Here is a 16,757-nt window from a genome sequence, read left to right as displayed (position 1 = left end):
GTCGCCTGATGGGCGCCTATATCCTGCGCCGCATTCTTCTCATGATCCCGACACTGTTCGGCATCATGGCGATCTCCTTCGCGGTCATCCAGTTCGCGCCGGGCGGCCCGGTCGAGCAGGTGATCGCCCGGCTGACCAACCAGGGCGGCAACGATCGCCTCGGCAGCGGTGGCGGCGACGCCGGCGGCGCTAATTTCGACGTTGCCGGCGATGTCGGCTCGAAATATCGCGGCGCGCAGGGGCTCGACCCCGAATTCATCAAGAAGCTGGAAAAGCAGTTCGGCTTCGACAAGCCGCCGCTCGAGCGCTTCGGGATGATGCTGTGGAACTATATCCGCTTCGATTTCGGCGACAGCTATTTCCGCGATATCTCGGTGCTGAACCTGATCCTGGAGAAGATGCCCGTCTCCATCTCCATCGGCCTGTGGATCACGCTTCTGTCCTACCTGATCTCGATCCCGCTCGGCATTCGCAAGGCGGTGAAGGACGGCTCGACCTTCGACGTGTGGACGAGCGGCGTCGTCATCGTCGGCTATGCCATTCCCGGCTTCCTGTTCGGCATCATGCTCATGGTGCTGTTCGCGGGCGGGTCGTTCTGGGACTGGTTCCCGCTGCGCGGCATCGTTTCGGACAATTGGGATCAGCTCTCCTGGCCCGCCAAGATCGCCGACTATTTCTGGCATATGACGCTGCCGCTGACGGCGCTCGTGCTCTCGGCTTTCGCGACGACCACCCTGCTCACCAAGAACTCCTTCCTCGAGGAAATCCGCAAGCAATATGTCGTGACGGCGCGCGCCAAGGGCCTGTCGGAGCGCAAAGTGCTCTACGGCCACGTCTTCCGCAACGCCATGCTGATCGTGATCGCCGGTTTTCCCGGCGCCTTCATCTCGGCCTTCTTCACCGGTTCGCTGCTGATCGAGAACATCTTCTCGCTCGACGGCCTCGGCCTGCTCGGCTTCAAGTCGGTGATCGACCGCGACTATCCGGTGGTGTTCGCCACCCTCTACATCTTCTCGCTGCTCGGCCTGTTCGTCGGCCTTCTGTCCGACCTGATCTACACCTGGGTCGATCCGCGCATCGACTTCGAGCGGAGAGACATCTGATGGCCGAGGCCGCGATCGAAAGCGCGCCGGCGCGGCCCCGCAGGCCATTTCTGTCGCCGCTCAACCAGAGACGATTGCAGAATTTCAAGGCCAACCGGCGCGGCTACTGGTCGCTCTGGATCTTCCTGTTCCTGTTCGTGCTGTCGCTGTTTTCCGAGCTGATCGCCAACGACAAGCCGATCATCGCCTCCTACAAGGGCGAGATCCTGTTCCCGGTCCTGGTCGCCTATCCGGAAGAGAAGTTCGGCGGCTTCTATGCCGTCACCGACTATCGCGATCCGGTGATCCAGGACGAGATCAAGTCCAATGGCTGGATGATCTGGCCGCCGGTCCGCTACTCCTACCAGACGGTCAACAACGCCATTCCGGAACCGGCGCCGGCAAAACCGTCCTGGCTTTACGACAAGAAGACCCGCTGCAGCCAGTATCCGCAAGGCGAGGCCGACGAGAACTGCGCCATCGGCAACTGGAACTGGCTGGGCACGGACGACCAGGCCCGCGACGTGCTGGCGCGGGTGCTCTACGGCTTCCGCATCTCGGTTCTGTTCGGCCTGATCCTGACGCTCGGCTCGTCGCTGATCGGCGTCGCGGCCGGCGCGGTGCAAGGCTATTTCGGCGGTTGGACCGACCTTCTCTTCCAGCGTTTCATCGAGATCTGGTCGGCGATCCCGGTGCTCTACCTCCTGCTTATCGTCTCGGCCATCCTGCCGCCCGGTTTCTTCATCCTGCTCGGCCTGATGCTGTTGTTTTCCTGGGTGGCGCTGGTTGGCGTGGTGCGGGCCGAATTCCTGCGCGCCCGCAACTTCGAATATGTCAACGCGGCGCGCGCACTCGGCGTGCCCAACCTCACCATCATGTTCCGGCACCTGTTGCCGAACGCCATGGTGGCGACGCTGACCTTCCTGCCCTTCCTGCTCTCGGGCTCCATCTCGACCTTGACCTCGCTCGACTATCTCGGCTTCGGCCTGCCGCCCGGTTCGGCCTCATTGGGTGAGCTACTGAAACAGGCGCAGCGCAACCTCAACGCCCCCTGGCTCGGCATCTCCGGCTTCATCGTCATCTCGCTGATGCTGTCGCTGCTGGTCTTTATCGGCGAGGCGACGCGCGACGCCTTCGATCCGCGCAAGACGTTCAAATGAGCGAAGCCCTGCTGTCCGTCCAAGATCTGAGCGTCGCCTTCGCGCAGGGCGGCAATCAATCGATCGCCGTCGACCATGTCTCATTCGACATCGCCAAGGGCGAGACGGTTGCCCTAGTCGGCGAGTCCGGCTCCGGCAAATCGGTCTCGGCGCTGTCGGTGCTGAAGCTGTTGCCCTATCCCGCCGCCAGCCATCCCTCGGGCAAGATCCTGTTCAGCGGCGCCGACCTGCTCGCCATGGACGAGAAGGCGTTGCGCGGCGTGCGCGGCAACAAGATCACCATGATCTTCCAGGAGCCGATGACCTCGCTCAACCCGCTGCACACGATCGAGCAGCAGATCGYCGAGGTGCTGCAGCTCCACCAGGGTATGCGCGATCAAGCCGCCCGTGCGCGCACGCTCGAGCTGCTGACCGAGGTCGGCATCCGCGATCCGCAAAAACGCCTCGACGCCTATCCGCATCAGCTCTCCGGCGGCCAGCGCCAGCGCGTCATGATCGCCATGGCCTTGGCCAACGAGCCGGAGCTTCTGATCGCCGACGAGCCGACGACCGCGCTCGACGTCACCGTGCAGGCGCAGATCCTGGAACTGCTGGCTAAGCTGAAAGCCCGCAAGGGCATGTCGCTCTTGTTCATCACCCATGATCTCGGCATCGTGCGCAGGATCGCGGACCGCGTCTGCGTCATGACCAAGGGCAAGATCGTCGAGAGCGGTCCAACCAGGGAAATCTTCGCCAACCCGCAGCACGACTACACCAAGCATCTGCTGGCAGCCGAGCCGAAGGGCAAGCCGCCCGCGGCCGACCCAAGCGCCAAATCCGTCATGATGGGCGAGGACATTAAGGTCTGGTTCCCGATCAAGAAGGGTTTCTTCCGCAAGACGGTCGACTATGTGAAGGCGGTCGACGGGATCGACGTCACGGTGCGCGCCGGCCAGACGCTTGGCGTGGTCGGCGAATCCGGCTCGGGCAAGACGACGCTGGGCCTGGCGCTCGCGCGGATGATCTCCTCGACTGGCACGATCAATTTCAACGGACGCAACATCGACCACCTCTCCTTCAGCGCCATGCGGCCGCTGCGACGCGAATTGCAGATCGTCTTCCAGGATCCGTTCGGATCGCTGAGCCCGCGCCTCTCGGTCTCCGAGATCATCGAGGAAGGGCTGAAGATCCACGAGCCGAAGCTCTCGGCCGACCAGCGCGACGACAAGGTGGTCGCCGTGCTTAAGGAGGTCGGCCTCGACCCCGAAACGCGCCACCGCTACCCGCATGAATTTTCAGGCGGTCAGCGCCAGCGCGTCGCCATCGCCCGCGCCATGGTGCTCAACCCGCGCTTCGTCATGCTCGACGAGCCGACCTCGGCGCTCGACATGAGCGTGCAGGCGCAGGTCGTCGACCTGTTGCGCGGCCTGCAGGCCAAGCATAACCTCGCTTATCTCTTCATCAGCCACGATCTCAAGGTCGTCCGCGCCCTTGCCAATGACGTCATCGTCATGCGCAATGGCCAGATCGTCGAAGCGGGACCTTCCGAGCAGATTTTCAGCAGCCCGCAAACCGACTATACGCGGGCGCTGATGGCGGCGGCCTTCAAGATCGAAACCGCACCGACCGGCGTGGTCAGCGAGTAACCGGACCCGCATTGGCGAAACAGGGAAGAAAAATCCGAGAATGGAAAAAGGCAAAATCCTGCTTGCCGTGACGGCGTTCCACCCGCAGCGCTGGCACCAGCTGCTGGCGGCCGAGCGCGAGGTGGTGCTGGAGCCGGCCGGCGCCAGCGACCCCTCGATCGCCTACGCAGTGGTGTGGAAGCACAAGCCGAACCTGCTCTCCGGGCTGCCCAATTTGCGCGCCATCTTCTCGGTCGGCGCCGGGGTCGACCACATCTTCGCCGATCCCGGCCTGCCCGACGTGCCGATCGTGAGGGTCGTCGCCGACAATCTCACGCAATACATGACCGAATATGTCGCCTGGCGGGTGCTCGATCACCATCGGCACGGCATGCTCTACCGGGCACAGCAGCCGAAGAAGACCTGGCACGAGCCGCTACAGCGGCCGGCCGGGGACATCTCCGTCGGCATCATGGGGCTCGGCCATCTCGGCCGCGCGGCCGCCTCGGTGCTCTTGTCGCTCGGCTTCGCCGTGAACGGCTGGTCGCGCACCGAGCACCCGATGGAGGGCGTCTCGACCTATTCCGGCGAGGCGGGGCTGATCCCGTTCCTCAACGCCACCGACATCCTCGTCGTGCTCTTGCCGCTGACGCCGCAAACCCGGGGCATCGTGAATTACGGGCTGCTCAAGGAACTGCGCCGGCGCAACGGCCTTGGCGGCGCCGTGCTGATCAATGCCGGGCGCGGACGCCTGCAGAAGGACGCCGACATCGTGCGCGCGCTGGACGACGGCACGCTGAAGGAAGCGAGCCTCGACGTGTTCGAAGTCGAGCCGCTGCCGAAGACCAGCCCGCTGTGGAGCCATCCGAAAGTGTTCGTCACGCCGCATGCGGCGGCCACCTCGGACCCGGCCCATCTGGTGCCGGCCATGCTTCGGCAGATGGATGCATTCGAGCGCGGCGAAAAGCTCGAGAACCTGGTCGACCGCGAGGCTGGGTACTGATTGCAGACTCCATCATCTGGTCAAATCCCAAGCATTGAAGCGCTGCTTGATTGCAGTCACAGAGGATAGCCTCAGCTTCGGCAGATCGAGCTCGTCGAACATGGCGCTATAGCGCTTGCGATTTCTCGGCTGCACCACGGCGATATGATGGATCATGTCCCATTTGATGCTGTCGCGCCCGCCTTCCAAGGCGCCGAGCCGGCCGGTCTCGAACAGGGACCGGCGAAAGTAACGCAGCAGACTGACGGGCGTGGAGACATCCAGCAGGATCAGGCCCGTCGCCCTCCGAAAGCGCTGCGGTATGCAAATCGAGTAGTTGCCATCCATCACCCAGCGCTCGCCGGCGATGGCTGCATCGTGCAGGGCGATGAATTCATCCCTTGAACGCGGCTCCCAGTCTGTATTGGGCAGATGGTGAAGCACGTCGAGGTGAACGGCTTCCAGGCCGCGCTTGCGCGCGATCGCGTTGGCAAGGGTGGACTTGCCGCTGTTGGACGGTCCGAGGATACAGATGCGGTCGCCGAGGTCCGAGAGATTCATCGAGGAGACTTTCACGCACGGTCAAACGCTCGGCGATCCGCTCAAGCGCCAAACGAATATCGAATGTCGGCTTCTCAGGAAGGCTTCGCGCCGGGCAGCCCGAACGTCTCCTTCTTCTTCGGCTTGCCACAGTCGCGGCGCTCGATCGAGCGGTTCATGGCGTCGATCTCGCCGCTCGCCTTGTTGCTGGCGCGCTGCGTCTTGGAGCGCGTGTCGGGAATGAACGGGCCGAAGCCCATCGCCGGATTGGAGAAGCTCGGCTTGGCGGTGACGGGCAGATTGTTCTGCCGCGCCAGTTGATTGCGCTGCGCCAGCAATTGGTCGCAAGGCACATCGTCATATTGCAATGAGGATTGGACGTCCTCGTCCTGACGCTCGGCCATCGACGTGCCGCCGACACAGCCGGCAACCGTCAGGCAGGACGCCAACACAACCATGGTCCAGCGCATGGATCCCTCCTTAGGGCAATTCCAGGAAAGGGCTTTCCGTTCGGAATTGCGCAAAACACTTGGGTCACCGCCCCGCGCTACCCCGACCATGCCATTCAGGCTTTTTCGCAGCAAGGTCCGGATCATGCGGGTGCCGGCTTCCTCACCTCGAGGAAGCCAGCCACGACAGCCAGGCCTTCGACCGGATCGCGCCGGTCGTGCCGGATAATCACGCTCTCCAGCGACAGGACCGCGAGCCCGTTTGCCGTAAGCAGACGCCGCGCATAGGCCTCGGAGTGGGCATAACGCCGCGACGGCAGAAGGGCGAAATCGCCGCCGCCGGCAAGCGTCTCGAGCGAAAAGGCGAACAGGCCGTCCTCGGCAAGCATGCCAGCAACGGCGCCGACGATTCGGTCGAGGGCGCCGAGATAGATGAACACGTCGGCCGCGGCGACGAGGTCGGCCCTGTCGCCGGTGTGGGAGAAATTCTGGAGATCGACCTTGGCCAGCCGGTCGTAGATGCCCTTGGCCTTCGCCTTCCYCAGCATGCCGGCCGATATATCATAGCCCTCCAGCCGGTCGACGAAAGGGCGCAGCCTTTCGCCCAGCAGGCCGGTGCCGCAGCCGAGGTCGAGAGCCAGACGGAACCGGCCGGGCCTTGCCTTGCTTATGGCGCGCCAGAGGAAATCCGGCAGCCCATAGCCGAGCTTCCCAACAAGCGAGTCCTCGAAACTGTCGGCATAATGATCGAACAAGGTCTCGACAAAGGCGCTGGGCGGAGTTGCGGCCGCCGGCGCCTTGCCGATCAGCTCGAGCTTCAGCGCAGCGCCGAGACGGTCCGCGGGCTCCACCTTCAGCGCCATGGCCCAGGCTTGCGCGGCCTGGTCGGGCAGGCCAGCCGCTTCCTGCATCTCGCCGAGGCGAAACCAGCCAGCGGCCCATCGCGGCGCCAGCTCCAGCGCGCCAAGCAGAAGTTCCGCCGCCTGCGCGGGCTCGCCCGACGCGAGCAGCATCTCGGCGAAATCGGCGCGACGGTCAGCAGTCAAATCGCCCGACGAGGCCTGGAGCGGTTTCATTCGTGAAGAATCCCACCGGCGCGGCTGGCCGGCGAAGTGTTCCATAGCATGATCCCGAACCGAAGGTCAGCGACCCGAAAAATGGGAACCGGCTTTCGGAGAGAGATCATGCTCCAACAAGGAGTTGGATCGTGATGGCGCGCCATCCCAAGACGAGTCAGCAGTCTCTTGCAACGGGCTTCCCGCGGCCAATTTAGTCACTATGTTCAAAGCCATGCGCGCCAGCGACCTGCTCAAATCCCGGCCGGAGGGCCTCTACTGCCCGCCCGGCGATTTCTTCATCGATCCGGTGCGGTCCGTCGAGCGGGCGCTGATCACGCACGGCCATTCCGACCATGCACGCTCCGGCCATGGCTCGGTGCTGGCCACGCAAGAGACGCTCGACATCATGGGGCTGCGTTATGGCGAGGATTTCGCCGGAACGACGCAGGCCGCAAGCCTGGGCGAAACACTCGACATCAACGGCGTCGCCGTCACCTTTCATCCGGCCGGGCATGTGCTGGGCTCGGCGCAGATCTGCGTCGAGCACCAAGGCATGCGCATCGTCGCCTCCGGCGACTACAAGCGCCAGAAGGACGCCACCTGCCTGCCGTTCGAGCTTATCCGGTGCGATGTCTTCATCACCGAAGCGACCTTCGGCCTGCCGGTGTTCCGCCATCCGCCGGACCGCGACGAGATCGCGCGCGTGCTCAAATCGGCGGCGCAATTTCCCGAACGCTCGCATCTGATCGGCGCCTATGCGCTCGGCAAGGCGCAGCGCGTGATGCGGCTTTTGCGCGACGCCGGCTACGACAGGCCGATCTACATCCACGGCGCGCTGGCGAAGCTCAGCGACTATTATCAAAGCCAGGGCGTCGATCTCGGCCATCTCGAGCCGGCGACGGTTGAAAGCGGCGGCAAGGCCGATTTCGCCGGCGCCATCGTCGTCGGGCCGCCCTCGGCCTTCGCCGACCGCTGGGCGCGGCGTTTTCCCGATCCAATCTCCTGCTTCGCCTCGGGCTGGATGCGCATCCGCCAGCGCGCCAAGCAGGGCGGCGTCGAGCTGCCGCTGATCATTTCCGACCATGCCGACTGGGACGAACTGATCGTCACGATCAAGGAAACCGGCGCTGAGGAAATCTGGGTCACGCATGGCCGCGAGGAGGCGCTGGTGCGCTGGTGCGAGCTGGAGGGCATCGCGGCGAGGCCGCTGCATCTCGTGGGATACGAGGACGAGGGCGATTGATGGTGTTTTTTGATCCAGAAATCGCCACCGCCGCGATCCTTCACACCCCCCTCTGGCCTGCCGGCCATCTCCCCCGCAAGGGGGGAGATCGGATGTCGCGACGGGTTTCGCCAACTACCAGCGTTGCAGGATGTGCGGCAAGGCCGAAACTGCCAATCTCCCCCCTTGCGGGGGAGATGTCCGGCAGGACAGAGGGGGGTGCCTCGGGCCGAGTTTGGCCATTGGCCTGGTCCTCATCCCCATGAACCGCTTCGCCGAGCTCCTCGACCGTCTCGTGCTGACGCCGTCGCGCAACGGCAAGCTGACGCTGCTGACCGACTATTTCCGCGCCGTTGAGGACCCCGATCGCGGACTGGCGCTGGCGGCGATCACCGGCGATCTCAACATCGCGGCGGTGAAGCCGGCGATGTTGCGCGCGCTGGTGGTCGAGCGCATGGACCCGGTGCTGTTCGGTTATTCCTATGACTATGTCGGCGACCTCGCCGAGACCGTGTCGCTGGTCTGGCCGCAACCGCAAGGGCACATCCCCAATCATGTGCCGACGCTTGCCGAGGTGGTCGGCAGGATGCAGGCGGCAAGCCGCTCGGACGGGCCCAAAGTGCTGGCGCGGCTGCTCGACGACGCCAGCATCTCGGCGCGCTTCGCCATCATCAAGCTGGTCACCGGGGGCTTGCGCATCGGCGTGTCGGCGCGGCTCGCCAAGCAGGCGCTGGCCGACCTCGGCCAAGTCGACGTCGCCGAGATCGAGGAGCTCTGGCACGGCCTGACGCCGCCTTACACCGCGCTGTTCGCCTGGCTGGAGGGCCGGGCGGAAAAGCCGAAGAGCGCGGCGCTCGCGCTGTTTAGGCCGGTGATGCTTTCCAATGCCGTCGATGACAACGACCTCGAAAAGCTCAACCCGGCCGATTATGCGGCGGAATGGAAGTGGGACGGCATCCGCGTGCAGGCGGTGTGCGAAGGCGGCGTCCGCAGGCTCTATTCGCGCACCGGCGACGACGTGTCCGGCGCCTTTCCGGACCTTGCCGCCGCCATGAATTTCGAAGCGACACTGGACGGCGAGCTCCTGGTGGGCGACCCGCGCGAGGCGACCGGAACCTTTTCCGACCTGCAGCAGCGGTTGAACCGCAAGAGCGTGTCGCCAAGGATCCAGCAGCAATATCCGGCGTTCATGCGCTGCTACGACGCGCTGCAGATCGACGGCGAGGATCTGCGCGCGCTGCCCTTCGCCGAGCGCCGCAAGCGGCTCGAAGCCTTCGTCGGGACGCTCGATCCCAGCCGCTTCGACCTCTCGCCGCTGGTCGCGTTCGCCGACTGGGAGACGCTGGAGCGGCTACGCCAGGCGCCGCCGCATCCGATCATCGAAGGGGTGATGCTGAAGCGCTGGGACTCGCCCTACCTCGCAGGCCGACCGAAAGGGCCCTGGTTCAAATGGAAGCGCGATCCGCACACCATCGATGCGGTGCTGATGTATGCGCAGCGCGGCCACGGCAAGCGCTCCAGCTTCTATTCCGACTACACATTCGGCGTCTGGTCCGGTCCGGAGGGATCGGAGGAGCTGGTCCCCGTCGGCAAGGCCTATTTCGGCTTCACCGACGAGGAACTGAGAGAGATCGACAAATATGTGCGCGACAACACGATCGAGCGTTTCGGGCCTGTACGCTCGGTGCGCGCCGACCGCAGGAACGGGCTGGTGCTGGAGGTAGCGTTCGAAGGCCTCAACCGCTCGACCCGCCACAAATCGGGCGTGGCGATGCGTTTTCCCCGCATCTCACGGCTGCGCTGGGACAAGCCGGCAGCGGAAGCCGACCGCATCGAGACGCTGCAGGCGTTGCTGGATCGGTAGTCGTTCGACGTCGGCGCCTCACCCCGCGCCTTCGGCGCGACCTCCCCATCAAGGGGAGGTAGGGCGTAGCGCCAACCCCTACCTCCCCTTGATGGGGAGGTCGGCGCGAAGCGCCGGGTGGGGTGCTGCGCCTGCGTCGACAGGTAAAGGCGCGATCACTGCGCGATCGAGACGCGGATCTCGTAAATATCGACCGACTTGCCMTTCTGGTCGAAGTCGGAATTGACGGCGATGGTGCCGGCCGCGCCGGGGTGCTTGTCGGGGAACTGCACGTCGAACAGATATTCGTTACGCTCGTGGCCGACCGCATAGCGCTTGCGGCCGCAATCGCCGAAATCGCCGAAATTGCAGTCGACCGAGATCTGCGTCTCCTTGCCTTCTTCCGAGCGGGCGACGATGTCGAACATGGCATGCTTGCCGGCAAGCTTCWCCAGCACGCCCTGGCCGACATCGAAGGCGATGGCCGAACCGGACGCGCCCGAGCGGATGCGCAGGAACTGGCCGGTATCGTCCTTCATCACCTCGGCGGCGGCATCGGAAGGCGCGCTGACATGGGTCGGATCGGCGGGCGAGAAGACGTTGATCCAGTTCTTCGACTGGTCCGCCTCGCCCGGCTTCTGCGGCGAGCCGGGCTCGGTCGGCTGCGAGGAGTCCTCGTCGTCCAGCGTCGGCGTCGGTTCCGGCGGGCCGGTGTCGAGCTCGGCTGCCGTCTTGAAGACCCCGTTCTGCTTGGCGAAATAGAGGCCGATGCCGGCGGCCGCGAGCAGCGTCGCCACGACGAAGATCGCGGTGAGCGGCAGGCGCCGGCCCCTGATCCGCCGCTCGTCGCGGTCGGGCGCGACCTGGGCGCCATTGCCGACGGGAGCGCCCGGCGAATCATCGAGCGTCGGCGCGTCCGGAAGCGCCGTCTCGTCCGGCATGATGTCGGGCACACGCGGCAGCACGCGAGACCGCGGCTGATCCGAGGCATCGGGCTGCACCGGGCCGTCGACGGTGATCGAGGGCGAGGGTGCTGATTGCGACGGCGGCCGTGGCGCGTCGACCGACGGCGCGGCCGAGACGGCCGGCGCCTCGACGCGGGGATCCGGCGCGCGATTGCCGGCCGGCGCAATGTTTTCCGGCGGCAGCGTCACATCGGGGACGGCCGGCAGGAACTCCGATTCGATCTCGGTGATCTTGGCCTGCACCGCCTTGCGGCGGCCGATGGCGGCCTCGACGGTGACGTTCGGATTGGCCTGCAGAACGCGGTCGAGCGCGGCAAAGGCCGATCGATAGACCTTCTCGCGGAACGCCCGGTCCTCGGCATTGCCTTTCTCGAAGGCATTGCGGATCGCTTTCTCGATGGGGTCCAAGCGAGCTCCCTCTGCGCGTTCGCTCCCGGTTGTCTGATCGTTAGCCGCGGACGACCAATCAATCAACGGCGAGCGGCTGCCTTGCCGGCCAAAGTCATTTCGGCATTTTTTGTTGAAGAATCAACATTTTTCGTCACCGCCGGCACGGCCGCGCCGGCCAGCCGGGCGCGAAGGACAGCCGGCCCGCACGCCGCCGCGGGCCGCGCCTCACCCCGTCGCGCGGTAACCGTAGATCGGAATTGCCGCCGGCGAGGCCGGAATTCACCGCTGCCCATCTTGAATTAGCGAGCGGTTGAGTCTATCACGCAGCCCATTCTGGAAGCCTGACGCTTCCCGGGCCGCTTTAGCTCAGTTGGTAGAGCACATCATTCGTAATGATGGGGTCGCGTGTTCGAGTCACGCAAGCGGCACCAAATTTCTCCACGAGAACCAAGCCGTTACCGGAGGCCGAGCCTTGAGCGGCCTGCCCGTGAACCATAGGCAATGGGGCCAGGTGACAAAAGATCACCGGCGGAGGCAATCTGCCCCAACGGAATAAGGGGCTATATCTTTGGTTCTTTCAGACCAATGCGCCCGGCAGGATGGACCTCGGTCGATTGTGAGCTAGCGGGCAAATCAGACAGTCTCGCGATCGCGCCGGCTGATAACCCCAAGCCCCCCGCCCATCGGTCGGCGCATGCCCGGCTTGCGGACCTCAAAAGCCTACCCACAAAAAGCGAGCCGGGCTTCCATCCGCGTGCCCGTGCGAAGACGCAAATTGTCGGAACTGCAATGAGGCGTTGGACGGTCTATCACGTCGATTTCGAGGCAGGAGGCAGCAACCCGCTTCTGACTGAAATCGGAAGCGTCGAGGCGGACAATCTTTTGGCGGCGGTGACGAAGGCCCAGGCATTGTGGCCCGATGAAATGTCCATGACCGTCCGCCCGGCTAGAGAAGACAGCCAATCGGCGCAGCCGGCCGCTCCCCCGCGCGACACCGATTGAACCGAAGGAGCGATCGGCCACTCGTTTCGGCGCCAAAGCCCGGCATGATCCGGGCCACGGCTTCCCGTCCTGCACCACTTAACATGCGCATCTCGGCCATTGTCGGGAATCGATGTTGGTGGGAAACTCCCTGTGTCAGCATGGGAGGTCGAAATGCCCAATAGTTTCAAGACCGGAGACGTCGTCAGGCTGAAATCCGGGGGCCCGGAAATGACCGTCAGCGACGGTGCGGCTTCCGGCACGTATCTGTGCCACTGGTTCAACCGCGAGGGCGACGTCTGGACGCCGCAGCATGCAGGCTTCAAGCCGGACCAGTTAGTGGTCGTCGACCAGCCGAGATAGTCGTCGCCTTCTGGCCCTGGAAATCCTCCGGTTCGGCCGCGCCCGATCCCGGGGATTTCTGTCCGGTCGAAAAAGGACCGACGGATTTTGCTCGTCGCCGCGTTCAATGGCTGAAGCGTGGCCRCCAATGGCCGCGCCCAACCGGAGACGAGAGCATGATCCGCCTATTCGCCGTAGCCCTTGGCTTGCAGACCGCTGTCGCGGTCGCCCAGACGACAACCCCTGCCCCCGCGCAGACGACGCCGGACAGCTCGACTGCCGCCAAAGCTGACCAAACCAAATCGGGCCTGATGCTGGAAAAATTCGAGGCGCGCCGGGAAAAGGCGTTCATGCGGGCCGACACCGACAATGACGGCAAGGTCAGYCCCGCCGAATGGACCGCTTTCCAGACCGCGCGCAAGGCCAAGGGCGATCCGGCCAAATCCTTTGCGCGCATGGATGCAAACAAGGACGGCTTCGTCGACAAGGGCGAGCTCGACGCCCTGCTGGCCAAGCGCTTCGCCAGGCTCGACAAGAATGGCGACGGCGTGCTTGGCGCCGACGAGAGGCCGGGCCACAAATCCGCTCCCAAGCAGGAGCAATGACCAAGAGGTTATGCCGCACAATGACAGTCGCGAGCGCCCCGATTGATGGGCGCCGATCCGGACGAGGAACTGGTACGCCGCATCGGCGCCGGCGACGCGGTAGCCGTGCAGGCGATGGTGGCGCGCAAGCTGCCGCGCATCCTGGCCTTGGCCACAAGGATGCTCGGCGACGCGGCGGAGGCCGAGGACGTCGCCCAGGAGACTTTCGTGCGCATCTGGCGCCACGCCTCGGGCTGGCGCCAGGGGCAGGCGCGCTTCGACACCTGGATCCACCGGGTGGCGCTCAACCTCTGCTACGACCGGCTGCGGCGCCGGCGCGAATGGACGACGGACGAGCTGCCGGAGGTGGCCGATGACGCACCGCTTCCCGATGCAATGCCTGGCGACGAAGAGCGCAGGGTCAGCCAGGCCTTGCTGCGCATCGCGCCGCGCCAGCGCGAGGCGATCGTGCTGGTGTATTATCAGGAGTTGTCCAACATCGAGGCCGCCGGCGCCATGCAGGTCAGCGTCGATGCGCTGGAAAGCCTGCTCGCGCGGGGTCGTCGCACGTTGCAGGCCATGCTCGTTGGAGACGATGGCAATGACTGAGACAGCAAGGGCATTGCCGGCTTCGCGGGCAAGGACGTGGGGGGCCATGTCAAAACGGCGGAAGGGGGAACGAGATGGCTGAGAAAACCACGAACGGGCCGATGGATGCCGGGCGCTTCGCCGCGCTGGCGGATGCCTATGGAAGCGCCTTGCACCGCTGGCCGCCGGCCGAACAGGCCGCCGCCATGCTGTTTGCCGGGACCGACGAGGGCCGCGCCATCCTGCGGCGCGCCGGCAGGCTCGACGCCATGCTCGACCGGCATCGCGTCGAAGCACCCAGCCCGGCGCTGTATCACGCGATCGTCGCCCGCGCCGCGACCGAGGTCAGGCAGGAGCGCCGCCGCCGGTTCTGGTGGCTGGGCTTCGGACTTGCGGGCGTTGGGCTCGCCGGGGCCGTGGCCGGGCTGGCGCTGGYGACCGTCGTTGCCCCGGATATCCAACCCGATCATTATGTGATGGACGCCAATGCGACATCTTTCGGCGACGCCGGACCCGATGCCGACCAGGCCGAGGAGGATCTATGAACCCCCGTCTCGTCGCGGCATCCCTGGTGCTCAATGTCTTTTTGATCGGCGCGGTGGCCGGCGGTGCCGGCTGGATGATTGGCAAATCCAATCCGGGCTTTTCGCTGGAATCGGCGGGCGGCCGGCTGCCTGCCGCCGACCGCAAGATCTTCCGCCAGGCGCTGCGCGAGGTGCGCCGCGAGTCCCGTGACGTGGTCCTCGACGGACAGGCCGCCCGGCGCGAGGCGGCGAACCTGCTGCAGCAGCCGACCCTTGACAGCAACGCGCTTGCCGCGGCGCTCGAGCGGGCGCGCAATGCCGATGTCACCGTCCGCACGCGGCTGGAACAGCGCATCATCAAATTCGCTGCATCGGGATCGCCGGAGGACCGGAAGCTGCTGGCGGACGCGCTGCTTCGGCGCGCCGGCAGGCCGCCGCCGCCTGCAAAAAAATCGCCATAGGCGGCGACGGAAAGAGCGGGCGCGCCCCGTTCAAGGGAAAGAGGGACAGACCTGTGACCGCCTTTGGCGGCGGGCAGGTTCTCTTCAACCTCGGAACCTTCGGGAGTATCCCATGAACAGTCTGACGAAATATTCGCTCGCGGCCGCGCTCGCCATCGGCGGAACGGTCGCGGCAAGCGCCGCCTCGGCCATGGCGGTCGCGCCGGTCGCGCCGGCGCCTGCAATGATAGAGCCCGTCGCCTGGGGCTGCGGTCCGGGCTGGCATCCCAACTATTGGGGCCGCTGCGTGCGCAACCGCCGCGTGATCTATCCCGGCTATTATTACTGGGGCGGACCGCGCGTCTATATCGGTCCGGTCTGGCATCCTTACCATCGCTGGCACCACTGGCGCCGCTGGTGATGACCCGCTCATGGCGCCGGTGCTGCGGCCGGCGTGGTGAGCGCTCTTGCGCTCATGGAACATGTCGACCGACACGATTTGCATCGGCTTCGGACGGAGGCTTCGTTGGCCGCACCCGTTTCAAACTCCGCCTCGCCGGATCCGGCCCTGGTCGCGCTCAACCGCTTCGGCCTCGGCGCAAAACCCGGTGATGATCTCGGCAAGATCGCCGCCGATCCGCGCGGCTATCTCAAGGCCGAGCTCAAGCAGCAGGACATCGCACTCATTTCCCCCGACGACCCGCGGAATGCCGGGCTGCTGGACAGCACGGCGGCGATCCAGGCCAGCATGGCGGCAGCCATGGAGCGCAAGGCGGCACGCTATGAGAAGGCGTCGGCCGCCATGCAGCCGATGGCAGCGGATGATCCAGCCGGCCCGGTCGTTACAAAGGCCAAACCCGCGGTGCCACGTGTCGAGGCCGATATCTATCGCGACGAAGCGCAGGCCCGTTTCGACAAGGCGCTCGCCGCGACGCCCGGTTTCGTGGAACGGCTTGTCGGCTTCTGGTCGAACCATTTCTGCGTCTCCGTCGCCAAGGCGCCGGTCGTGCGGGCCTGCGCCGGCGCCTTCGAGCGCGAGGCGATCCGGCCCTTCGTGCTTGGCCGCTTCGCCGACATGCTTTTGGCCGTCGAGCACCACCCGGCCATGCTGTTCTATCTCGACAACCAGCAGTCCATCGGCCCCGATTCCCGCGCCGGCAAGCGGCGCGGCCGCGGCCTCAACGAGAACCTCGCCCGCGAGATCCTGGAGCTGCACACGCTGGGCGTCGGCAGCGGCTATGCCCAGGCCGACGTCACCAGCTTCGCCGGCATGCTGACCGGCTGGACAATGGCCGGACGCGAAGGGCAGCTGGGTGAGCCGGGAAGCTTCGTCTTCAACGCCAATGCGCACCAGCCGGGCCAGGCGGTGCTGCTCGGCAAGACCTATCCCGACGGCGGCATGGATCAGGCGGAGGCCGCGCTCAACGATATTGCCCGCCATCCGGCCACGGCGCAGCACATCGCCAGCAAGCTTGCCCGCCATTTCATCGCGGACGATCCGCCGCCGGCGGCGGTCGCCCGTCTGGCTACGGTCTTCAGCCGGACCGACGGCGACCTGCGCTCGATCGCCTTGACGCTGATCGACATGCCCGAGGCCTGGTCGACGCCGCTGACCAAGCTGCGCTCGCCATTGGACTATGTCGTGGCGCTGCGGCGGGCGGTCGGCGCCAGCGCCGGCAACGAACCGCAGCGGTCGCTCCGCTGGCTAAGCGTGCTCGGCGAACCTCTGTGGCAGCCGCCGGGGCCGAACGGCTTTTCCGACCTGACTGACGCATGGGCCTCCGCCGAGGGTCTGAAGACGCGCCTGGACATCGCCTGGCAGGCCGCGAAGCAGGCGGACGACATCGGCGATCCCGACGAGACGCTGGCGTCGCTGATCGGCACATCCGTCTCGGCCGAGACGCGGCAGGCGATCTCGCGCGCCGAGTCCAAGCAGCAGGGCCTGGCGCTGCTGTTGATGGCGCCGGAATTCCAACGCCGGTGATCCAACACGGAGATATGGC

The 16,757-nt window shown here is 65.5% G+C and carries 18 protein-coding genes and 1 tRNA gene; 15 read left to right on the top strand and 4 right to left on the bottom strand.

Annotation, left to right across the window (positions count from 1 at the left end):
• Positions 1 to 8: 8 nt before the first annotated feature.
• The 4 genes from LCM4577_RS04445 to LCM4577_RS04430 are packed head-to-tail and all read left to right on the top strand — an operon-like array spanning position 9 to position 4,849.
• Complete coding sequence (locus LCM4577_RS04445; RefSeq protein WP_040986004.1) at positions 9 to 1,103, top strand: microcin C ABC transporter permease YejB; 1,095 nt, start codon at positions 9 to 11, stop codon at positions 1,101 to 1,103.
• Positions 1,103 to 2,242 carry an ABC transporter permease gene (locus LCM4577_RS04440; protein ID WP_040986005.1) on the top strand — a complete coding sequence of 380 codons (1,140 nt, stop codon included), beginning with the start codon at positions 1,103 to 1,105 and terminating at the stop codon, positions 2,240 to 2,242. Before LCM4577_RS04445 ends, LCM4577_RS04440 begins: the two co-directional genes overlap by 1 nt.
• Positions 2,239 to 3,867, top strand: a complete 1,629-nt coding sequence (locus LCM4577_RS04435; RefSeq protein WP_071069804.1) for an ABC transporter ATP-binding protein — start codon at positions 2,239 to 2,241, stop codon at positions 3,865 to 3,867. Before LCM4577_RS04440 ends, LCM4577_RS04435 begins: the two co-directional genes overlap by 4 nt.
• 40 nt (positions 3,868 to 3,907) lie before the next feature.
• Positions 3,908 to 4,849 (top strand): glyoxylate/hydroxypyruvate reductase A, encoded by a 942-nt coding sequence (locus tag LCM4577_RS04430; RefSeq protein ID WP_041001529.1) that lies wholly within the window; start codon positions 3,908 to 3,910, stop codon positions 4,847 to 4,849.
• A gap of 12 nt (positions 4,850 to 4,861) precedes the next feature.
• Here the strand turns inward: LCM4577_RS04430 and LCM4577_RS04425 are convergent, their stop codons facing one another.
• The 3 genes from LCM4577_RS04425 to LCM4577_RS04415 all read right to left on the bottom strand — a co-directional run bounded on the left by LCM4577_RS04425 (position 4,862) and on the right by LCM4577_RS04415 (position 6,893).
• On the bottom strand, positions 4,862 to 5,389 hold the full coding sequence (locus LCM4577_RS04425; protein ID WP_041001527.1) for an ATPase AAA: 528 nt from the start codon (positions 5,387 to 5,389) through the stop codon (positions 4,862 to 4,864).
• Between the two features lie 74 nt (positions 5,390 to 5,463).
• Positions 5,464 to 5,838: a hypothetical protein gene (locus tag LCM4577_RS04420; protein ID WP_041008289.1), complete on the bottom strand. Its 375-nt coding sequence runs from the start codon at positions 5,836 to 5,838 to the stop codon at positions 5,464 to 5,466.
• 122 nt (positions 5,839 to 5,960) lie between these two features.
• Positions 5,961 to 6,893, bottom strand: a complete 933-nt coding sequence (locus LCM4577_RS04415; protein WP_071069802.1) for a class I SAM-dependent methyltransferase — start codon at positions 6,891 to 6,893, stop codon at positions 5,961 to 5,963.
• Between the two features lie 214 nt (positions 6,894 to 7,107).
• On the opposite strand from LCM4577_RS04415, the gene LCM4577_RS04410 reads away from it, so the two are divergent.
• Complete coding sequence (locus LCM4577_RS04410) at positions 7,108 to 8,118, top strand: ligase-associated DNA damage response exonuclease (RefSeq protein ID WP_071036739.1); 1,011 nt, start codon at positions 7,108 to 7,110, stop codon at positions 8,116 to 8,118.
• A gap of 241 nt (positions 8,119 to 8,359) precedes the next feature.
• Positions 8,360 to 9,961: a cisplatin damage response ATP-dependent DNA ligase gene (locus LCM4577_RS04405; RefSeq protein ID WP_071069909.1), complete on the top strand. Its 1,602-nt coding sequence runs from the start codon at positions 8,360 to 8,362 to the stop codon at positions 9,959 to 9,961.
• A gap of 155 nt (positions 9,962 to 10,116) precedes the next feature.
• Here the strand turns inward: LCM4577_RS04405 and LCM4577_RS04400 are convergent, their stop codons facing one another.
• Positions 10,117 to 11,313, bottom strand: a complete 1,197-nt coding sequence (locus LCM4577_RS04400) for a hypothetical protein (RefSeq protein ID WP_071069800.1) — start codon at positions 11,311 to 11,313, stop codon at positions 10,117 to 10,119.
• A gap of 337 nt (positions 11,314 to 11,650) precedes the next feature.
• Here LCM4577_RS04400 and LCM4577_RS04395 point away from each other — a divergent pair.
• From LCM4577_RS04395 to LCM4577_RS04355, 9 genes are all read left to right on the top strand, one after another.
• Positions 11,651 to 11,726 (top strand) — tRNA-Thr (locus LCM4577_RS04395).
• Positions 11,727 to 12,084: 358 nt separating this feature from the next.
• Positions 12,085 to 12,297, top strand: coding sequence for a hypothetical protein (locus tag LCM4577_RS04390; protein WP_071069798.1), 213 nt, complete (start codon positions 12,085 to 12,087; stop codon positions 12,295 to 12,297).
• A gap of 153 nt (positions 12,298 to 12,450) precedes the next feature.
• Positions 12,451 to 12,639 (top strand): YodC family protein, encoded by a 189-nt coding sequence (locus LCM4577_RS04385; RefSeq protein ID WP_040986255.1) that lies wholly within the window; start codon positions 12,451 to 12,453, stop codon positions 12,637 to 12,639.
• 155 nt (positions 12,640 to 12,794) lie between these two features.
• Positions 12,795 to 13,223: an EF-hand domain-containing protein gene (locus LCM4577_RS04380; RefSeq protein WP_071069796.1), complete on the top strand. Its 429-nt coding sequence runs from the start codon at positions 12,795 to 12,797 to the stop codon at positions 13,221 to 13,223.
• A gap of 45 nt (positions 13,224 to 13,268) precedes the next feature.
• On the top strand, positions 13,269 to 13,811 hold the full coding sequence (locus LCM4577_RS04375) for an RNA polymerase sigma factor (protein WP_071036317.1): 543 nt from the start codon (positions 13,269 to 13,271) through the stop codon (positions 13,809 to 13,811).
• A gap of 74 nt (positions 13,812 to 13,885) precedes the next feature.
• Positions 13,886 to 14,335: a hypothetical protein gene (locus LCM4577_RS04370; protein ID WP_071069794.1), complete on the top strand. Its 450-nt coding sequence runs from the start codon at positions 13,886 to 13,888 to the stop codon at positions 14,333 to 14,335.
• Positions 14,332 to 14,775 carry a periplasmic heavy metal sensor gene (locus LCM4577_RS04365; protein WP_071036319.1) on the top strand — a complete coding sequence of 148 codons (444 nt, stop codon included), beginning with the start codon at positions 14,332 to 14,334 and terminating at the stop codon, positions 14,773 to 14,775. The genes LCM4577_RS04370 and LCM4577_RS04365 overlap by 4 nt, the downstream gene beginning before the upstream one ends.
• Before the next feature lie 112 nt (positions 14,776 to 14,887).
• Positions 14,888 to 15,175, top strand: a complete 288-nt coding sequence (locus LCM4577_RS04360; RefSeq protein ID WP_071036320.1) for a GCG_CRPN prefix-to-repeats domain-containing protein — start codon at positions 14,888 to 14,890, stop codon at positions 15,173 to 15,175.
• A 105-nt stretch (positions 15,176 to 15,280) separates the two neighbouring features.
• Positions 15,281 to 16,738: a DUF1800 family protein gene (locus LCM4577_RS04355; protein WP_071069792.1), complete on the top strand. Its 1,458-nt coding sequence runs from the start codon at positions 15,281 to 15,283 to the stop codon at positions 16,736 to 16,738.
• Positions 16,739 to 16,757 lie beyond the last annotated feature (19 nt).

The sequence above is a fragment of the Mesorhizobium sp. LCM 4577 genome (assembly GCF_001854795.2).
GTDB lineage: Bacteria > Pseudomonadota > Alphaproteobacteria > Rhizobiales > Rhizobiaceae > Mesorhizobium > Mesorhizobium plurifarium.
The sequence above is the reverse complement of the archived record's forward strand: the minus strand, read 5'-3'. Positions and strand labels throughout refer to the sequence as shown.